This is a genomic window from Lacimonas salitolerans (assembly GCF_042677865.1).
GTDB lineage: Bacteria > Pseudomonadota > Alphaproteobacteria > Rhodobacterales > Rhodobacteraceae > Lutimaribacter > Lutimaribacter salitolerans.
In genome coordinates this window covers 21,929-38,859 of the sequence record NZ_JBHUDD010000155.1, presented here as the reverse complement: position 1 = coordinate 38,859, position 16,931 = coordinate 21,929, and the positions used below count along the sequence as shown (strand labels likewise).

At 63.9% G+C, this 16,931-nt stretch carries 21 protein-coding genes; 15 read left to right on the top strand and 6 right to left on the bottom strand.

Features of this window, described 5'->3' with window-relative positions; genetic code table 11:
* Positions 1–119: 119 nt before the first annotated feature.
* Positions 120–656, top strand: coding sequence for a CBS domain-containing protein (locus ACFTOW_RS17650; protein ID WP_379918165.1), 537 nt, complete (start codon positions 120–122; stop codon positions 654–656).
* A gap of 6 nt (positions 657–662) precedes the next feature.
* Here the strand turns inward: ACFTOW_RS17650 and ACFTOW_RS17645 are convergent, their stop codons facing one another.
* Both ACFTOW_RS17645 and ACFTOW_RS17640 read right to left on the bottom strand, forming a co-directional pair.
* A complete protein-coding gene (locus tag ACFTOW_RS17645; RefSeq protein ID WP_379918162.1) occupies positions 663–1,112 on the bottom strand; it encodes a GNAT family N-acetyltransferase in 450 nt (149 codons plus the stop codon).
* Positions 1,109–2,050 carry a nucleoside hydrolase gene (locus ACFTOW_RS17640; RefSeq protein WP_379918160.1) on the bottom strand — a complete coding sequence of 314 codons (942 nt, stop codon included), beginning with the start codon at positions 2,048–2,050 and terminating at the stop codon, positions 1,109–1,111. The genes ACFTOW_RS17645 and ACFTOW_RS17640 overlap by 4 nt, the downstream gene beginning before the upstream one ends.
* Positions 2,051–2,170: 120 nt before the next feature.
* Here ACFTOW_RS17640 and ACFTOW_RS17635 point away from each other — a divergent pair, with 120 nt between their 5' ends.
* Complete coding sequence (locus tag ACFTOW_RS17635) at positions 2,171–3,067, top strand: hypothetical protein (protein ID WP_379918158.1); 897 nt, start codon at positions 2,171–2,173, stop codon at positions 3,065–3,067.
* Positions 3,068–3,397: 330 nt separating this feature from the next.
* Positions 3,398–3,628, top strand: a complete 231-nt coding sequence (locus tag ACFTOW_RS17630; protein WP_379918156.1) for an EF-hand domain-containing protein — start codon at positions 3,398–3,400, stop codon at positions 3,626–3,628.
* A 45-nt stretch (positions 3,629–3,673) separates the two neighbouring features.
* On the opposite strand, the gene serS is transcribed toward ACFTOW_RS17630, so the two are convergent.
* Positions 3,674–4,966, bottom strand: coding sequence for a serine--tRNA ligase (gene serS, locus ACFTOW_RS17625; protein ID WP_379918154.1), 1,293 nt, complete (start codon positions 4,964–4,966; stop codon positions 3,674–3,676).
* 341 nt (positions 4,967–5,307) lie between these two features.
* Between serS and yajC the strand changes: the two genes are divergently transcribed.
* The 11 genes from yajC (at position 5,308) to ACFTOW_RS17570 (ending at position 14,951) form a co-directional block, all read left to right on the top strand.
* On the top strand, positions 5,308–5,592 hold the full coding sequence (gene yajC / locus ACFTOW_RS17620) for a preprotein translocase subunit YajC (RefSeq protein ID WP_379918152.1): 285 nt from the start codon (positions 5,308–5,310) through the stop codon (positions 5,590–5,592).
* A gap of 65 nt (positions 5,593–5,657) precedes the next feature.
* Positions 5,658–7,322, top strand: coding sequence for a protein translocase subunit SecD (gene secD, locus ACFTOW_RS17615; protein ID WP_379918150.1), 1,665 nt, complete (start codon positions 5,658–5,660; stop codon positions 7,320–7,322).
* A 1-nt stretch (position 7,323) separates the two neighbouring features.
* Positions 7,324–8,292, top strand: coding sequence for a protein translocase subunit SecF (gene secF, locus ACFTOW_RS17610; RefSeq protein WP_379918148.1), 969 nt, complete (start codon positions 7,324–7,326; stop codon positions 8,290–8,292).
* Positions 8,285–9,037: a TSUP family transporter gene (locus ACFTOW_RS17605; RefSeq protein ID WP_379918146.1), complete on the top strand. Its 753-nt coding sequence runs from the start codon at positions 8,285–8,287 to the stop codon at positions 9,035–9,037. The genes secF and ACFTOW_RS17605 overlap by 8 nt, the downstream gene beginning before the upstream one ends.
* Positions 9,038–9,062: 25 nt before the next feature.
* Positions 9,063–9,416, top strand: a complete 354-nt coding sequence (locus ACFTOW_RS17600) for an Mth938-like domain-containing protein (RefSeq protein WP_379918144.1) — start codon at positions 9,063–9,065, stop codon at positions 9,414–9,416.
* Between the two features lie 265 nt (positions 9,417–9,681).
* Positions 9,682–10,686: a DctP family TRAP transporter solute-binding subunit gene (locus ACFTOW_RS17595; protein ID WP_379918142.1), complete on the top strand. Its 1,005-nt coding sequence runs from the start codon at positions 9,682–9,684 to the stop codon at positions 10,684–10,686.
* Positions 10,687–10,774: 88 nt separating this feature from the next.
* Complete coding sequence (locus tag ACFTOW_RS17590; protein ID WP_379918140.1) at positions 10,775–11,464, top strand: TRAP transporter small permease; 690 nt, start codon at positions 10,775–10,777, stop codon at positions 11,462–11,464.
* Between the two features lie 3 nt (positions 11,465–11,467).
* Positions 11,468–12,844: a TRAP transporter large permease gene (locus tag ACFTOW_RS17585; RefSeq protein ID WP_379918137.1), complete on the top strand. Its 1,377-nt coding sequence runs from the start codon at positions 11,468–11,470 to the stop codon at positions 12,842–12,844.
* Positions 12,845–13,370: 526 nt separating this feature from the next.
* Positions 13,371–14,156, top strand: coding sequence for a helix-turn-helix domain-containing protein (locus ACFTOW_RS17580; RefSeq protein WP_379918135.1), 786 nt, complete (start codon positions 13,371–13,373; stop codon positions 14,154–14,156).
* Positions 14,131–14,688 (top strand): hypothetical protein, encoded by a 558-nt coding sequence (locus tag ACFTOW_RS17575; RefSeq protein ID WP_379918133.1) that lies wholly within the window; start codon positions 14,131–14,133, stop codon positions 14,686–14,688. Before ACFTOW_RS17580 ends, ACFTOW_RS17575 begins: the two co-directional genes overlap by 26 nt.
* Positions 14,685–14,951, top strand: a complete 267-nt coding sequence (locus tag ACFTOW_RS17570; protein ID WP_379918131.1) for a hypothetical protein — start codon at positions 14,685–14,687, stop codon at positions 14,949–14,951. The genes ACFTOW_RS17575 and ACFTOW_RS17570 overlap by 4 nt, the downstream gene beginning before the upstream one ends.
* 282 nt (positions 14,952–15,233) lie before the next feature.
* On the opposite strand, the gene ACFTOW_RS17565 is transcribed toward ACFTOW_RS17570, so the two are convergent.
* The 3 genes from ACFTOW_RS17565 to ACFTOW_RS17555 are packed head-to-tail and all read right to left on the bottom strand — an operon-like array spanning position 15,234 to position 16,176.
* Positions 15,234–15,440, bottom strand: coding sequence for a helix-turn-helix transcriptional regulator (locus ACFTOW_RS17565; RefSeq protein WP_379918129.1), 207 nt, complete (start codon positions 15,438–15,440; stop codon positions 15,234–15,236).
* A gap of 18 nt (positions 15,441–15,458) precedes the next feature.
* The gene (locus ACFTOW_RS17560) at positions 15,459–15,947 is read right to left on the bottom strand and encodes a hypothetical protein (protein WP_379918127.1); all 489 of its coding nucleotides are present in this window, start codon (positions 15,945–15,947) and stop codon (positions 15,459–15,461) included.
* The gene (locus ACFTOW_RS17555) at positions 15,940–16,176 is read right to left on the bottom strand and encodes a helix-turn-helix domain-containing protein (protein WP_379918124.1); all 237 of its coding nucleotides are present in this window, start codon (positions 16,174–16,176) and stop codon (positions 15,940–15,942) included. Before ACFTOW_RS17555 ends, ACFTOW_RS17560 begins: the two co-directional genes overlap by 8 nt.
* A gap of 61 nt (positions 16,177–16,237) precedes the next feature.
* Here ACFTOW_RS17555 and ACFTOW_RS17550 point away from each other — a divergent pair, with 61 nt between their 5' ends.
* On the top strand, positions 16,238–16,861 hold the full coding sequence (locus ACFTOW_RS17550; protein ID WP_379918122.1) for a hypothetical protein: 624 nt from the start codon (positions 16,238–16,240) through the stop codon (positions 16,859–16,861).
* Positions 16,862–16,931 lie beyond the last annotated feature (70 nt).

Sequence of the window (16,931 nt, the reverse complement as noted above, 5' to 3'; positions counted from 1 at the left end):
CCGATCAGTTAAGCATTCCGCCGCAGATGTCGAGGGGGCGTCAGCGCCACCTTGTCGGGTTGCGCAAGCGGGCTACCGTCAGTGCGACAAACCAGCGCAACCAAAAAACGGAGCAGCCGATGAGCACCGAGAACCCATACAAGATGCAACTGCGCAACCGCCCGGAGTTCGCCAGCAAGCCCAAGCCGTTGACCTTTCCGCCCAGCACGGTGGTGGCCGAAGCGGTTGCAGCGATGTCCGAGCGCGATTTCGGCTCGGTCATCGTGGTTGACGAGGATCAGAAGGTGATCGGCGTGGTGACCGAGCGCGACATCATGAAAAAGCTGGTCAACGCCGACCGGTCGGCCAAGGACACACGGCTGGAGGATATCATGACCCGCGAGCCGCGCGTGGCCAGGGAAACCGACGATGTTTTGGACTGGATGCGCATCATGTCGAACGACCGGTTCCGCCGCCTGCCCGTGGTGGACGACGAGGGCCGCATCAAGGCGGTGTTCACGCAAGGCGATTTCGTGTCCTACACATGGCCCGACCTGATCTATCAGGCCAAGGAACTGGCCAAGGCCAGCATCGGGCGCAACTATCCGATCTGGCTGATCGGGGGCGGCATCATGCTGTATTCGCTGCTCATGATCATCGTGCTGACCGTGATGTAGCGCGTATCAACTCAGCACGCGGGTCATCAGGCTCTGTGTCTCGCGCAGGCGGAACCCTGCGCGAGAATACAGTTTCTGAGCGCGCGTGTTGTGGCGATCAATTTCCAGCGTCAATCCGCGCAACCCGTGACTGGCCAGCGCGGGCACAAGGCCCAGCAACACTTCCATGCCCATACCGCGTCCACGCACGGGGGGGCGTATCCAGAATTCATCGATCGTGCCGTTGATCCCGCCCAACTCGATCGACCAGCCAAAGGACAGCGCGATATACCCCACCGGGCTGCGGCGCGGCCCGATCAGATAGGCCACCCCCATCGGCGTGCCATCAAGCAGCGGCATCAGGGCCGCGGTCAGATCCGCCTCGTCGCTGTTCATCCCGGCTTCGGCATGGCTGGCGGTGACCATCGGCAAAAGCCGATGCAGGTCGTCGGGCGTGGCGATATGCAGCGAGGTCACAGACGGCCCAGCCTTTCGGTCAGCAGGGCAAAGAACCCGTCGGCATCCAGGTCACCCATGAACGTGGCATTGGGCGCGCGGGTCGTGACGCGCCACCAGTCTGCCACGGTCATGCCCATGGTCAGTTCGGACGCGGTTTCGATCTCGACGTTGATGTGGCGGCCCGTGAACAGATCGGGCCGGATCAAATAGGCGGTCACGCAGGGGTCATGCAGGGGCGCGCCGGTGCTGCCGTATTTCTCCTTGTCGAACCGTTCGAAGAAGTCGGTCATCTGCGCCACGGCCACGCCCACCGGCGTGCCAAGCGCGCGGAACGCATCGTTGCGCACCTGTGTCACCAGCGCCTTGTGGGTCACGTCCAGCGGCATCACCACCAGCGGCGCACCTGATCCGAACACGATCTGCGCCGCCTGCGGATCGACATAGATGTTGAACTCGGCCGTCGGGGTGATGTTGCCGACCTCGAAATAGGCGCCGCCCATCAGGATGATCTCGGCCACGCGGCCGATGATGTCGGGGGCCTGCTCGAACGCCGTGGCGATGTTGGTCAGCGGCCCCAGGGCACACAGAGTGACGGTGCCGGAGGGTTTCGCGCGCAGAGTGTCGATGATGAAATCCACTGCGTGCGCGTCCTGCAGGGGCATGGTGGGTTCGGGCAGGCTGGGGCCGTCAAGGCCCGTCTTGCCATGCACATGCTCGGCTGTGACCAGATCGCGGCCTAATGGACGGTCACAGCCCGCAAAGACCGCAGTATCCGCCCGCCCGGCCAGTTCACACACCATCCGCGCATTGCGCGCCGTCAAGGCCAGTGGGACGTTGCCGGCCACAGCGGTGATGCCCAGCACCTCGATCTCGTCAGGGCTGGCCAGGGCCAGCAGGATCGCAACGGCGTCGTCCTGCCCGGGGTCGGTGTCGATGATGATCTGTCTGGCGGGCATACTTCGGTCCTTGGTCATTTTCGCGACATTCGCAACCCAGCGCCGCGATGTCCATGGGGACGCATTGCGCCGAGGTGCGATTCCGCCCATTGTGCGCGTCAAAACGGGCAGGGGGCAGAAATGGCGGAACAGGTTCAGGTCTACCTGCATGCGGGGGCACATCGCACAGGCACCAGCAGTTTCCAGATGTGCCTGGACGAGAACGCCGAGGCGTTGCGCGCCGCCGGCTATGATCTGGCCTATCCGGGGCGCGACGGCATCCCCGGAGGCAAGCTTAAATTGAAGCTGCCCAGCCCGCGGCACGGGTTGAAAAAGGCAAAAGAGTTCATCGCCCCCGCACGTGCCGAAATCGACAAGCGGCGTCAGGGCCGATCTCGCCTGATCCTGTCGGAAGAGAACATTCCCGGCCGGATGCTGCATTTCACCCAAGGCAAGTTCTATCCGGCACGGGCCAATCGTCTGCGTGTGCTGCGCGAGGCGTTGCCGGGCCCGGTGGCGCACCTCGTCTATGTACTGCGGCCCTATGACGAGCTGTTCGTCTCGGCCTATCGCAAGCGGGCCGAGGATATTGGGGTCGAGCCGTTCTCGTTTTTCGTGCCCGGCCTGATGTCGGTCACCGACGGTTGGCCCGAGCTGATGGCGGCATTTCAAGAGCAGTTGCAGCCCGCGCGCATCACCGTGCTGAGCTATGACGCGCGCGGATCCAGCCGCGACCTTCTGGCGCGGCTGGTGCCGGGGCTGGACGCCGATGCCCTGACCGAGCCTGCGCGGCAGTTGAACCTGTCAGCCACCGATGCTGCGCTGGAAGAGTTGCAGAAGCGGTATCATGCGGGTGGAACCCTTGATAAGGCCGAGTTTCGCGCGGTGATGACGCGTCACGCCGACAATCGCGACAACCTTGGGCTGGCCGCCTTTGCCGACACCGATCGCGCGTCGCTGCGCGCCCGCTATGCCGCTGACCTAGAGAGGTTGCGCGACATGCCGGGCATCACGCTGATCGATTCGGACGCGGACTGAGGCCGGTTCAGGCGATCTTTTGCGCGCCTGGGCCGCGTTTGGCAAAGCCGCGCGCAAATGGCCGGTGGGCCCTTGAGGTCATCTTGACAGCCTTGGTCGAGCGCCCCGGGCCCGGACAAGCCTCAAGGCGGGTTGGAATTCTTGCGGCCATGCACGCTCGCGCTCAGGGCCGAGTTGCAATTTCCTGGCGTGACTTGCGCGGGAATCTGCCAGCGCAGTGGTGGAATAATGCCTGTTAAATATCTGGCATGGTTTGATAAAAATCGTCTACTCGCCAATATCCATGACACCGGCGGCCGATGCTGTCGGACCACTCATGGAGGAAGACCAATGAAAAAGACTGCACTCATCATCCTGCCCGCACTTCTGGCCACGCCGCTGCTGGCACAGGCCGAGTTGACCGACATGGACGGCAACGGCACCTATTCCTATGCCGAGATCACGGCGGCCTATCCCACCGTCAGCGAGGATGATTTCGCCGCGATGGACACCAACGGCGATGGCGAGATCGACGAGGAAGAGCTGAGCGCGGCCATGGAAGAAGGTCTGCTGGAAGAGTAAGGCACGCCATGTGCGGTGGCCCCCGGTGATGCCGGGGGCCGCTTTTCAGGACAGGGTGCCGTCGGGCGAAAGCCGGGTCTTTCCGCGCAGATAGGGGTGCAGCGCAGCGGGCAGCTCGACCGAGCCATCCTCTTGCTGGCCATTCTCCAGCACCGCGATAAGGGCGCGACCCACGGCGAGGCCCGATCCGTTAAGCGTATGAAGGAATTCAGGTTTTCCGCCGCCCTCGGGCTTGAATCGGGCGTTCATGCGCCGCGCCTGAAAATCGCCGCAGACCGAGACAGAGCTGATTTCGCGATAGGTGTTCTGACCGGATAGCCAGACCTCGATATCATGGGTCTTTTGCGCGCCAAAGCCCATGTCGCCGGTGCACAGGACGATCGTGCGATAGGGCAGTTCCAGCGCTTCGAGCACGCTTTCGGCGCATTTCGTCATCCGCTCATGCTCGCTAAGAGATTGATCTGGAAGAGTAATCGAGACCATTTCGACCTTTTCGAACTGGTGCTGGCGCAGCATGCCCGAGGTGTCCTTGCCCGCACTGCCCGCCTCGGAGCGGAAGCATTGGGTATGGGCCACGTAGCGGCGGGGAAGAGTGTCCGCTTCGACCGTCAAGCCATTGACAATATTGGTCAATGTCACTTCGGCGGTGGGGACGAGCCACCAGCCGTTTGTGGTTTGATAGCTGTCTTCACCGAATTTCGGCAGTTGACCGGCGCCCAGCATCATGTCTTCACGCACCAGAACGGGTGTCCATGTCTCGGAAAGACCATTGTTTTCAACATGATGGTCCAGCATGAACTGGGCCAGGGCGCGGTGAATGCGGGCCACGCCGCCGGTCAGGACGACAAAGCGCGAACCAGACAGTTTGGCCGCCGTCTCGAAGTCCATTCCGGGCTTTACGCCCTTGATTTCAAAGTGTTCCTTAGGATCAAAGGCAAAGGTTTTCGGGGTGCCCCAGCGGTGGAGTTCGACGTTGTCATCCTCATCGGCACCGTCGGGGACGTCAGCCAGTGGGGTGTTGGGCAAAGTCATAAGAAAATCAGTAAGTTGCGCATCCAGCGCCTTGGCCTCGGCCTGCATCTCGGCGACCTCGGCCTTTTTCTCGGCCACAAGGGCGCGCAGGCGTTCGAATTCGGCCTCGTCGCCCTTGGACTTGGCCGCGCCCACGTCCTTGGAGGCGCGGTTCTGATCGGCCTGCGCAGTTTCCGCCGCGTGGATCACCGCGCGTCTTTTTTCGTCCAGTTCCAATAGCTTGGCCGATGCAGGCTCGGCCCCGCGACGGGAAAGGGCGGCGTCGAGAGCGGCCGGGTTTTCGCGGATGGCACGGATGTCATGCATGGGTCTGATCCCTTTGGAGTGACGAATTCACGGCCCTATTGCCCCAAAACGCGGGGCGGGAAAAGGGGTATGCACAAGGCATGCACATCCCATACGCACCGCGATGGTCAGATTTCGGGCTTGCCTCGCGCCGTCTGATCCTGTTCGGAGGCCGGTCCTGAGGGTCGGATCTGCGGGCGCGCCGCCTTTATGGGTGTGTAACCTTGCGCATGCCGCGGGGTCTGCCGCGAGCGCCCCCGGTTCGGCTTGCAAAACGGCAGGCGCGCACATAGGTTCCGGCCAATTCTCGCGCGGGGGTGTGCCCCATTGCGCGTTCCCATTTGCTCATAAGGACACCCCAGATGGACGCCGTTGCCCAGTTTCTTCCGCTTATCCTGATCTTTGCGATCATGTATTTCCTGTTGATCCGCCCGCAGCAGAAGAAGCTGAAAGAGCATCAGAAGATGGTCGAGGCACTGCGCCGGGGTGATCAGGTCGTCACGCAGGGCGGGCTGATCGGCAAGGTCAGCAAGGTCAAGGATGACAACGAGATCGAGGTGGAACTGTCCGAGAACGTGCGCGTGCGGGTGGTGAAATCGACCATCGCGCAGGTGCTGACCAAGACCGAGCCGGCCGAGGCCAAGTGATCCGCGCCGCGCAGGCGGCGACAGTGTGACAGGCCCGGAATGACGGGCAGGGAGGCGGGCAGGCTATGATGCAGATTGATCTATGGAAACGTCTGGTGATCTGGACCGTCGTTGCGGTCGGGTTGCTGTTGGCGTTGCCCAACGGGTTCTACACGCGGGTCGAGACATCGAATGACGCGCGGGCGGCGCTGGAGGCGGGCGGCGTGGCCGAAGGGCTGGAAGAGCAGGCCTCGCGCTGGCCGTCGTTCCTGCCGTCGGGGCTGGTGAACCTGGGGCTGGACCTGCGCGGCGGTGCACATCTGCTGGCCGAGGTGCAGGTGGCGGATGTCTATGAAAGCCGGATCACCGCGATGTGGCCCGAAGTGCTGGCTCTGCTGCGCGAAGAGCGCGGGCGGATCGGCACGTTCCGGTTGCAGGAGGGCGCGCCGGACGAGCTGCGCGTGCGGCTGAACGAGCGGCCCGAGATGGCGGGCGAGGCGGCGGCGCTGGTGCGCGGCCTGTCGCGTCCGGTGTCGGGCGTGGCATCGGCCGGGTCGAGCGATATCGACGTGTCGGTGGAAGGTGCCGATGTGGTGATCCGCCTGTCGGATGCCGAACGCGCGGCGATGGATCAGCGCACGGTGGCGCAGGCTTTGGAGATCATCCGGCGGCGCATCGACGAGGTCGGCACGCGCGAGCCGACGATCCAGCGGCAGGGGTCGGACCGCATCCTGATCCAGGTGCCGGGGATCGGCAGTGCCTCGGAACTGAAAGAAATCATCGGGACCACGGCGCAGCTGACCTTTCAGCCGGTGGTGACACGGACCGACAATGGCGACATGCCGCCCGGGCCGGGCAACGAGCTGCTGCCCTCGCTGGACGAGCAGGGGGTGTTCTATGTGCTGGAACAGGCCCCGGTGGTGACCGGCGAGGAACTGGTGGATGCGCAGCCCGCCTTCGATCAGAACGGGCGGCCGGCGGTGAATTTCCGCTTTGACCCGACAGGCGCGCGGCGGTTCGGCAACTATACGGCCGAGAATATCGGCAACCCCTTTGCCATCGTGCTGGACAACGAGGTGATCAGCGCCCCGGTGATCCAGAGCCATATTCCCGGTGGGTCGGGGATCATCACCGGCAATTTCACGGTCGAGGAATCGACGCAGCTTGCGGTGCTGCTGCGGGCGGGGGCCCTGCCTGCGGGGCTGGAGTTTCTGGAAGAACGCACGATCGGGCCGGAACTGGGGGCCGACAGTATCGCGGCGGGCACCACGGCCTGTATCGTGGCCGGTATCGCGGTGCTGGTGTTCATGTTCCTGAGTTACGGTCTGTTCGGGGTCTTTGCCAACGTGGCGCTGCTGGTCAACGTGGGGCTGCTGTTCGGGCTGCTGAGTCTGATCGGGGCCACGCTGACCCTGCCGGGGATTGCGGGCATCGTTCTGACCATCGGGATGGCGGTGGATGCCAACGTGCTGGTGTTCGAGCGTATCCGCGAAGAGCTGAAGACCGCGCGCGGCCCGGCGCGGGCGATCGAGCTGGGCTATGAAAAGGCGATGAGCGCCATCGTGGATGCCAACATCACCACCTTCATCACCGCGCTGATCCTGTATGTCATGGGGTCCGGCCCGGTGCGTGGCTTTGCCATCACGCTGGGGCTGGGGATCATGACATCGGTCTTTACCGCCTTTTTCGTCACCCGATTGCTGGTCGTGCTGTGGTTCGAGCGCCGCCGCCCCAAAACCCTGGAGGTTTGAGATGCGCCTGAAACTGATCCGCGACGACACCAGCTTTGATTTTTTCAACCGCGCGAAGCTGTGGCTGGGGATATCGGCGGTGCTGATGGTTGTGGCGCTGGGGTCGTTCCTGATCCAGGGCCTGAATTACGGCATCGATTTCCGGGGCGGCACCACGATCCGCACCGAAAGCCCCAAGCCGGTCGATGTGGGCGCCTATCGCGATGCGGTGGCGCCGCTGGGCCTTGGCGATATCACCATCACCGAGGTGTTCGACCCGACCTTTGGCGACGATGAGAACGTGGCGATGATCCGCATCCAGGCGCAGGACGGGCAGGAATCGGTGACGCCCGAGGTGATCGACAGCGTGCAGGAGGCGCTGCGCACCTATGCCCCCGAGATCCGGTTCATCAGCGTGGAATCCGTGGGCCCGAAGGTGTCGGGCGAACTGATCCAGACGGCTGTCATCGCTGTGGTGCTGGCGATCGGCGCGGTTCTAATCTACATCTGGCTGCGGTTCGAATGGCAGTTTGCGGTGGGGGCCGTCGTGGCGCTGGTGCATGACGTGGTGCTGACCATCGGCATCTTTTCCGAGCTTCAGATACGGTTCGATCTGGCGATCATCGCGGCGCTGCTGACAATCGTGGGCTATTCGCTGAACGATACGGTGGTTGTGTTCGACCGGGTGCGCGAGAACCTGCGCAAGTACAAGCAAAGACCGTTCAAGGAAGTGCTGAACGTGTCGATCAACGAGACGCTGAGCCGGACCTTCATGACCTCGGTGACCACGCTGATCGCGCTGGGATCGTTGTTCGTGCTGGGCGGCGACGTGATCCGCGGCTTTGTCTTTGCGATGATCTGGGGCGTGATCATCGGCACCTACAGCTCGATCTTCGTGGCCTCGACCACGCTGTTGATGCTGGGGGTCAAGCGCGACTGGACCAAGCCGGACAACACCGGCGGCAACCAGTTTGCCAACGTCGATGCCTGACATCGTCTCGCAGGCCCTCGGGATCGAGGGCCTGTGGCTGCTGGTGCTGGGTGCCGCGCTGTCGGGCGTGGTGCGCGGCTTTTCCGGCTTTGGCACGGCGCTGATATTCATCCCCTTTGCCGCGATGGTGGTGCCCCCGGTCTGGGTGCTGATCATTCTTGTGATCATGGACATGATCGGCCCTGCGCCGAACCTGCCACGGGCGTTTCGGGACGGCGATCCGGGGCAGGTGGGGTGGCTGCTGCTGGGGTCGGCTTTGTTCCTGCCGCTGGGGCTGGCGGTGCTGGTGCGGGTGTCGCCCGATCTGTTTCGCTATGCGGTGTCGGGTCTGGCCATCGCGGTGCCGCTGATCCTGAGCCTTGGGCTGCGCTATACCGGCCCGATGTCGCGCCCGGTGATGGCGGGCACCGGGGCGGCGTCTGGCTTTTTGGGCGGTGTGGCGGGCCTGCCCGGGCCGCCGGTGATCCTGCTCTATATGTCCGCGCCGGTCCCGCCTGCGTCGATCCGGGCCAACACGATGCTGTATCTGTACGGTTACGACATCCTGCTGCTGGGTTTGCTGGCGGTGCAGGCGCGGCTGGAATGGGTCCCGGTGGTGCTGGGGCTGGCGATGGCGCTGCCCAACATCATCGGCAACCTGCTGGGCGCTTGGGTGTTTGAACCATCCCGCGCGCGCCTGTATCGTGGGGTGGCCTATGTGGTGATCATCGCCGCTGCGATCAGCGGACTGCCGATCTGGGACTGAAACACATCAAACCGGGGCTGCCGAAATGGAACTGAACGAAATCCGCTATGACAACGCCGTCCCGGTCGAGGGCTATGGCCCGGGCTTTTTCCGTGTCGACGGCAAGGTGATCGAGGGCGCGATGATCGCTACCGGCGCGCGTGCCCGCGGCTGGGTCGGGCTGGAGGATACTGCCGCGCTTGAGGCGTTGGCGGGGGATGTCGACGTGATATTCCTGGGGATGGGGGCGGATATCGCCCATGCGCCACGCGGGCTGCGCGCCCGGCTGGAAGAGCTGGGGATCGGGGTCGAGGTGATGGCCAGCCCCGCCGCCTGCCGGACCTACAATGTGCTTTTGTCCGAAGGGCGGCGCGTGGCGCTGGCGGCGCTGCCGGTGTGACGCCGGGGGAATCGCAGGCTGGCTGCATGTGCGGATTTTCGCACGAATTGGCGCAGTGCTTGTGCGGATATCCGCACAAAGTTGGCAGAATGCAGGGCCGCCATGTGTGGTGTGCATTCCTAACCTGCTGAAAGCCCGGGCAAATTGGCGTCTTTTCCGGCAGACATCACAAATTCTTGAGCATTTTCGCAGGTTTGGGCAGGGTCATGCACAGCGCAGGCCCGAAGGGCGTGCCGAGGACCAGAGGACTCTAGGGAGGAGACCCATGAAAACGCTTATGACCACTGCCGCAATGGCACTTGCCATCTCTGCCACTGCCCAGACCGCGATTGCGGCCTGCGACGACGGCGAGATCGTGATCAAGTTCAGCCATGTCACCAACACCGACCGCCACCCCAAGGGGATCGCGGCCACGATGCTGATGGAGCGGGTGAACACCGAGATGGACGGCACCGCCTGCATGGAGGTGTTCCCCAACTCGACGCTGTACAACGACGACCAGGTGCTTGAGGCGATGTTGCAGGGCGACGTGCAGATGGCCGCGCCCAGCCTGTCGAAATTCGAGCAGTTCACCAAGCAGTTCCGCATCTTCGATCTGCCCTTCATGTTCAAGAACATCGCCGCGGTGGACGAGTTCCAGAATTCCGAGACCGGGCAGGCGATGAAGGCCTCGATGACCCGTCGCGGCCTGCTGGGGCTGGAATTCTGGCACAACGGGATGAAGCAGATGTCGGCGAAGAAGCCGCTGATCTCGCCGGCGGATGCCAAGGGCATGAAGTTCCGGGTGCAGAATTCCGACGTGCTCAAGGCGCAGATGGCCGCGATGGGGGCCAGCCCGCAGCCGATGGCGTTCTCGGAAGTGTACGGCGCGTTGCAGACCGGCGTCGTGGACGGGCAGGAAAACACCTGGTCCAACATCTACGGGCAGAAGTTCTTCGAGGTGCAGGATGGCATCACCGAAACCAACCATGGCATCATCGACTACATGGTCGTGACCAGCGTGGACTGGTGGGAAAGCCTGGATGCCGACGTGCGCGACCAGCTGGCCACGATCCTGAACGAGGTCACGACCGAGCGCAACGCCGTCGTGGGCGAGGTGGACGATCAGGCGCGTCAGGCAATCGTGGACGCCGGCAGCACCATCCGCGAGCTTGACGAAGAGCAGCGGCAGGTCTGGGTCGATGCGATGAAACCCGTCTGGGAAGAGTTCGTCGAGGACGTGGGCCAGGAAAACATCGACGCCGCGCAGGCGATCAACGCCAAGCATTAAGCTCCGGCCTTGCCGGTCGGCCCGGCCCCCGCACCGCGCGCGGGCCGGGCCATGCGATTGCCGTGATTCTTGGGGGAGGAGTGCTGGCATGTCCGCACGATACGAGCCGCAGACAATGCTGGGCCGCTTGGTCCATGAAATCGAGGAAACCGTGATCGCCCTGCTGCTGGGGGCGATGACGATCATCACCTTCATCAACGTGGTGTTGCGGTACGTGTTCAATACCGGGCTGATCTGGGGGCTCGAGGCGGTGACATTTCTGTTCGCATGGCTGGTGCTGTTCGGCATCAGCTATGCGGTCAAGATCACCGCCAACCTGGGTGTGGATGCGGTGATCAACCTGTTCTCGCCGCCGGTGCGCCGGATGCTGGCGCTGACCGCCGGGGCGGTCTGCATCGTCTATGCGGGTTTGTTGATGAAGGGGGCCTGGGATTACTGGGCCAATTTCGCCAACCTGCCGCAGACCACGGGCCGCTGGTTTCCCACCGGGCTGCAGGAGATGCGGATGACCAATTACCGCGGCTGGTACGAGGTGGTGGATATCCCGCTGCCCGAATGGCTGCGCTGGATCGAGCCGTTGATGAACGAGGGCGAGGAATACGAGAAGATTCCGCGCTTCATCCCCTATTTCATCCTGCCTTTCGGCATCGCGCTGCTGCTGTTCCGCTTTGTGCAGGCGACCTGGCGCATCTGGACCGGTCAGGCGCAGACCCTGATCGTGAGCCATGAAGCCGAAGAGGCCATCGACGAGGTGGCCCACATGAACCGGGGAGACTGATCCGTGGAAGTTGCCATTCTTTTTATCATGGTGATCGGCCTGATGCTGATCGGCGTGCCGATCGCGGTCAGCCTTGGGCTGTCCTCGATCCTGTTCCTGCTGGTGCTGTCGGATACCTCGCTGGCGTCCATCGCGCAGACGCTGTTCCAGGCGATGGCGGGGCATTACACGCTGCTGGCGATCCCGTTCTTCGTGCTGGCCTCCACCTTCATGTCCACCGGCGGCGTGGCGCGGCGGATCATCCGCTTTTCCATCGCCATCGTCGGGCATTTCCCCGGTGGGCTGGCGATCGCGGGCGTGTTTGCCTGCATGATGTTCGCGGCGCTGTCGGGCTCCAGCCCGGCGACGGTGGTGGCGATCGGGTCGATCGTGATCGCGGGCATGCGGCAGGTCGGGTATTCCAAGGACTTCGCCGCCGGCGTGATCGCCAACGCGGGCACCCTGGGCATCCTGATCCCGCCCAGCATCGTGATGGTGGTCTATGCGTCGGCCACCGATGTGTCGGTGGGACGGATGTTTCTTGCGGGCGTGATACCGGGGCTGATGGCGGGCACCATGCTGATGCTGACGATCTATGGCATCGCCAAGGTCCGCAACCTGCCCAAGGGCGAATGGCAGGGCTGGGGCGAGGTGCTGGAGTCGGGCTTTGACGCGGGCTGGGGCCTGTTCCTGATCGTGATCATCCTTGGCGGCATCTATGGCGGTATTTTTACCCCGACCGAGGCGGCGGCGGTGGCGGCGGTCTATGCCTTCTTCATCGCCAGTTTCGTCTATCGCGACATGGGGCCGCTGCACCGGACCGATGGGCAGCGCAACCTGACGCTGCTGCAAAAGCCGATCGCGCTGGTCACGGCGTTCTTTCACCGTGATACGAAAAACACCCTGTTCGAGGCGGGGAAGCTGACCGTCACGCTGATGTTCATCATCGCCAACGCGCTGATCCTGAAACACGTGCTGACCGATGAGCAGATACCGCAACAGATCGCCTCGGCGATGCTGGATGCGGGGTTCAACTGGTGGGTGTTCCTGATCATCGTCAACGTTATCCTGCTGATCGGCGGGCAGTTCATGGAGCCTTCGGGGCTGATCGTGATCGTGGCCCCGCTGGTGTTTCCCATCGCCATCGAACTGGGGATCGACCCGATCCACCTGGGCATCATCATGGTGGTGAACATGGAGATCGGGATGATCACGCCACCTGTGGGTCTCAATCTCTTCGTCACCTCGGGCGTGGCGGGGATGCCGATGATGCGGGTGGTGCGGGCGTCGCTGCCGTTCCTGGCGGTGCTGTTCGTCTTCCTGATCCTGGTGACGTATATCCCGGCCATATCGACATGGTTGCCCACCACCTTCATGGGGCCGGAGATCATCATCAACTGATCATGGCACCGCGGGCCGCCCCATGTGCGGCCCGTGTTTCCTCTCTCTGAAAATATCCCCGCCGGAGGCACCAAAGGCTGCAACCACCGACGTCCTTGACCCAGGCGCGCAACGACGGCCACAACGACCCACCCGAGGCAACGGCCAAGGGCCGGTGACGAGGCGACCGGCGCGCGCAAGGCGCGCACATCCAGATCAAACTGATGAAGGGAAAGTGCAGGCTTCTGCCTATTTCCGGGTTTGTCTCAGAAATTCAGGCAGATGCGTTTTCCAGCTTCTCGGGAATGCAACAAGAACGACCGGAGAACGAACCGGCATCTTGTAAAACACCCTTCGGGCCTCGGGCCCAAACGAAAAACCCCGGTGCGCTGGTGGGCGCGACCGGGGCTGAAACGTGCGGCATGGGACAGTGCTGCGGAGGTCAGCATACAGCACGACACCGCCAAGCGGAAGCGCTCATGCGCCGCTTTGGCCTCTCCCCCTCGGTGGCCAGCACGGTCGCTTCCTTGGCATGGAGGGAGGCGGCATGAGCAACCTCCACATCACCCACGTCATGCGCCACGGGCCGCGCTGCAGGGCCGAGCGCCTCGTGATGCTGGCGCTGGCGGATCGGGCCGACGAACACGGCTTCTGCCACCCGGCCATGATCGATATCGCCAACCGCGCGGCCATGACCGAGCGGGGAGCGCGGGGCGTGATCCGACGCCTCGAGGCGAGCGGCTGGCTTGAGGTAAAGCGCGGCGGTGGGAGGCACGGAACCAGCCGATACCGCGTCCTTCTGCGGCCAGCCGAAGCCGAGGAAACCCGGAACGAGAAACCGGGTTTGGAGTGCCGGGAAACCGAGAAACCCGGAACGGGACTGCACAATACCCGGAACCACGGTTCCGCCGAACCCCCAAGAACCCCCATTGAAGACGAAGCTGAAGCTTCGCAGCCGCAAGCGGCGCTGGGCACGGATCAGCCTTCGCTCTGGGAAACGGGGCTTCGGTTCCTCATCGCCAAGGGCGTGGCCGAGAAGCGAGCGCGCCCGATCCTCGGAAGATGGCGACGGGATTACCCCGAGCCGATGATCTTGGCGATCATGGCCGAGGCCGAGCGGCAGGAGGTGACCGAGCCGGTGGCTTGGATCAACGCCGCGCTGAAACGCCGAGCAGAGAACGTGATTCCACTGAAACGCGAAGGGACGAGCGATGGGACAGATCGCAAGGGCACTTTCGGGGCAGCCCACCCCAATCACCGCGCAGCACCCGGCCGAGCGGCTGGAATGCTGGCTGCAGCGCGCAGGCTTGGTCATTTCGACCAAGAACCCTGAGACCGGCCGCCACGAGCTCGTGCTGGTCGCGCCAGAGGGATTTGACGTGGCGACAGCCCAGCGCTCGCTCGCGGCCGCGATGGCACCACCAGCCAAGCCGCAGCTGGCGAAGTGGCTCGCCACGCTTTCGGCGATCACAATCAGCAGGCCGCGCGACGAGCTGGACGCGGGGCTGATCATGGCGATCTACTCGGAGCGCCTCGCAGCATACCCCGCAGACGTGGTCGAGCATGTCTTGCTGCGAGAGCGCTGGAAGTTCTTCCCGGCCATCGCCGAGCTCGAGGAAGCCTGCGACGCGCTGTCGTCGCGCCGACGCGCAATCGCCTCGCTGCTGGCGCAGGGACGCGTGCGCTGCGGGGAGCCGCACCACCAGCCGGATCGGGGCCCACGGATGAGCCCAGAGGCACGGCAGCGCATCATGGCCGAGGTTTGGCCGGAGGCCGCAGAGCAAGACGCTCGAGGACCATGGCGCAGCGCCGTCGCGCAAACGTGCGAGGCTGCTGGCAGGATCCCTGAACAGGAGACGACATGACGGACGAAGAGACGATACTGGCGCTGACGGAGAACCTTGACCGGCTGATGCTCTCAGCCATCGAGCACGGCCTGCCGGGCCTGCACGCGCTCAGCGCGGCGCACGGACACCTCGTCGGGCGGATCGCGGCGGTGTGCGGCAGGGAGGACGCAGCGGCCTTCCTGCGCGCCACAGCGAGCCGTGTGGAGCGCCTGCCAGCCCAGACGCACCCAGCAGGTGGGGCGCACGACCTGGCCAGCCTCAAGCCCGCTGGGCGCGCGTGAGGGGGGGCGCGCGGAACAGGGGGGGAGCAACGGGTAGGCGCGAAGCGCCTCGCGTTTGGTTTCCGTCGGCGCAAGGCAGGGAAAGCAGGGCGCGGGCGGGCTGGAAATGACCTCGCAGGCACCCCTCCCGGGCCACCCCCCCGGCTTTGGTTCCTCCCGCGCGCAAAACGTATGCGGGGGGCGGAAGCGCGCTAAGTCTGTAGCGTCAAAGGATTTTTACGGGTTTCCACCCTTGGGTTTCCACCTTTGGGTTGCCGGGTTGCCACCCTGTTTTCACGCTGGTCAGCCCTTGCGAACCACGCGTGTCTTGAGCCACTCCCTGATGGCTTCTTCTGAGTAGAAGACCTTGCGACCGACCTTGATCAGATCGGGACCGATTCCTTGCGTGCTCCATCTCGCAACGGTGTCCTTTGTGACGCCGAGCTTCTCGGCCAGCTGCTCCCGCGTGAGATATCCCGCTAAAATGTCGGTTTCCTGCTGCTCTGCCATTGGTTCCTCCGGTTCTGGTCAGGGGTTAATCGCGGCGCGCCGGGCCTCGACGCCCTGCTGGTGCTTGGCTTCGCGCTCGGCGATGCCACCCTCGATGCGGTTCGCGGCAAGCTTGAGTGACCACAGCTGCACGAGGCGCTGCTCGAGCGCGGCAGGGCCCAGCCGCTGGAAGTCACCGGACAGATCGGCCAGGCGCGCGCGCAGAGAGGTCACATCGGCCAGAGCCTGCTCCATCTCGTTGTCGAGCTGCTGCCTCGCGCCCGAGTGGAAGTTCCCGTTCGCGGCCATCAGCGCGTGCCAGTTTGCCTTCACCTTCGGCACGCGGGATGCGACGTCGCCAAGCTGTTCGCCGATCTCCGCTGCGAGGCGCCCGGCCTCCATCGCTTGATCGCCCGTTCGGAAGCGCGTGTTCTGGCGAAGCGCGAAGACGGAAAGCACGATGGCCAGCAGCGAAACCACCAAGGCGATCCAGTCGACCGAGAGCGCGGTCGGGATCCAGTCAGGCATTGCGGTCTCCTTTCAGCCGGACGCCGACGCCCGCGGCATCGGTGGCTTCGAGGAAAATCACCCCGGTTTCTTCCAGCGCCGCGCAGATCGCCTCGATTGTCCTTGGCCGCAGCGTGTCGCCGCGCTCGAGCCGTGCGACGGTATCGATGGCGACGCCCGCGCGCTGGGCGAGCTCCCGGACACCGAGGCCTGTTGCTGCCCGAGCCATTCGACATTGCACCGCGTTCATTCGGAATCCTGTTCTGAAATGCTTGACGCCTTGCGCGCCCATGCCCATTCGTAACCGTGTCATGAAATCAGAACAAGGAAAGAAGTCGATGCCGCTACCTGGACAGTCCCTATTCTCGATTGATGAGGTCAGCGCGCGCTGGATCGCCGCGCCGCACCAAGTCGCACAATGGGCCGCCCAAGAGCGCCTCGAGGTCATCACCAGCGTTGGGCCGGTCCATGCAGGCGGTGATGAGGTGGCCGGGCTGGTCGTGGTCGCCATGGCAGACTTGCTGCCGATGTTCCGGCGCGACGGATCGGGGCCAACCTCGATGCGCCTGCGACGCCTGCGGAAGATCGGCGACCGGGAGTGGCGGACGGTGTCCGATCCTGCCGATGGCGTAGTGGTTGCGGCAGGTGACCTGTTGATCGACGTCGCTGAGATGGGCCGCTTTGAGGAAGAAAACGAGCTGATGCGCCGGGCGCATGCAGGGAAGGGACCAGAGCCGAAATTTGACTGGGACGGGTTTTGGCGAGCGGTCGCGATCTACGTCCATGAGCATGGCGTCCCACCGACGCTGAAGGAGTTCGTCGCAACATTTGAGGGCTGGTTCTTGGACCAGTCGAACGGTGCCGAATGCCCGAGCGATAGCGTGATCAGGAAGAAGCTCTCGCCGCTCTGGAACGAGCTGAGACGAGAAAAGTAGAAGCCTGATCCCTCTGGTGAGGGAAAGGGATTGACCGCCTATATCGCGGCGTGCGATGATCCCTCAAACG

Bases quoted from the DNA above. Each gene is read 5' to 3' on its own strand.
- ACFTOW_RS17650 (WP_379918165.1), top strand. From the start codon at position 120: ATGAGCACCGAGAACCCATACAAGATGCAACTGCGCAACCGCCCGGAG.
- ACFTOW_RS17640 (WP_379918160.1), bottom strand. From the start codon at position 2,050: ATGCCCGCCAGACAGATCATCATCGACACCGACCCCGGGCAGGACGAC.
- ACFTOW_RS17635 (WP_379918158.1), top strand. From the start codon at position 2,171: ATGGCGGAACAGGTTCAGGTCTACCTGCATGCGGGGGCACATCGCACA.
- ACFTOW_RS17630 (WP_379918156.1), top strand. From the start codon at position 3,398: ATGAAAAAGACTGCACTCATCATCCTGCCCGCACTTCTGGCCACGCCG.
- serS (WP_379918154.1), bottom strand. From the start codon at position 4,966: ATGCATGACATCCGTGCCATCCGCGAAAACCCGGCCGCTCTCGACGCC.
- yajC (WP_379918152.1), top strand. From the start codon at position 5,308: ATGGACGCCGTTGCCCAGTTTCTTCCGCTTATCCTGATCTTTGCGATC.
- secD (WP_379918150.1), top strand. From the start codon at position 5,658: ATGATGCAGATTGATCTATGGAAACGTCTGGTGATCTGGACCGTCGTT.
- secF (WP_379918148.1), top strand. From the start codon at position 7,324: ATGCGCCTGAAACTGATCCGCGACGACACCAGCTTTGATTTTTTCAAC.
- ACFTOW_RS17605 (WP_379918146.1), top strand. From the start codon at position 8,285: ATGCCTGACATCGTCTCGCAGGCCCTCGGGATCGAGGGCCTGTGGCTG.
- ACFTOW_RS17600 (WP_379918144.1), top strand. From the start codon at position 9,063: ATGGAACTGAACGAAATCCGCTATGACAACGCCGTCCCGGTCGAGGGC.
- ACFTOW_RS17595 (WP_379918142.1), top strand. From the start codon at position 9,682: ATGAAAACGCTTATGACCACTGCCGCAATGGCACTTGCCATCTCTGCC.
- ACFTOW_RS17590 (WP_379918140.1), top strand. From the start codon at position 10,775: ATGTCCGCACGATACGAGCCGCAGACAATGCTGGGCCGCTTGGTCCAT.
- ACFTOW_RS17580 (WP_379918135.1), top strand. From the start codon at position 13,371: ATGAGCAACCTCCACATCACCCACGTCATGCGCCACGGGCCGCGCTGC.
- ACFTOW_RS17570 (WP_379918131.1), top strand. From the start codon at position 14,685: ATGACGGACGAAGAGACGATACTGGCGCTGACGGAGAACCTTGACCGG.
- ACFTOW_RS17565 (WP_379918129.1), bottom strand. From the start codon at position 15,440: ATGGCAGAGCAGCAGGAAACCGACATTTTAGCGGGATATCTCACGCGG.
- ACFTOW_RS17560 (WP_379918127.1), bottom strand. From the start codon at position 15,947: ATGCCTGACTGGATCCCGACCGCGCTCTCGGTCGACTGGATCGCCTTG.
- ACFTOW_RS17555 (WP_379918124.1), bottom strand. From the start codon at position 16,176: ATGAACGCGGTGCAATGTCGAATGGCTCGGGCAGCAACAGGCCTCGGT.
- ACFTOW_RS17550 (WP_379918122.1), top strand. From the start codon at position 16,238: ATGAAATCAGAACAAGGAAAGAAGTCGATGCCGCTACCTGGACAGTCC.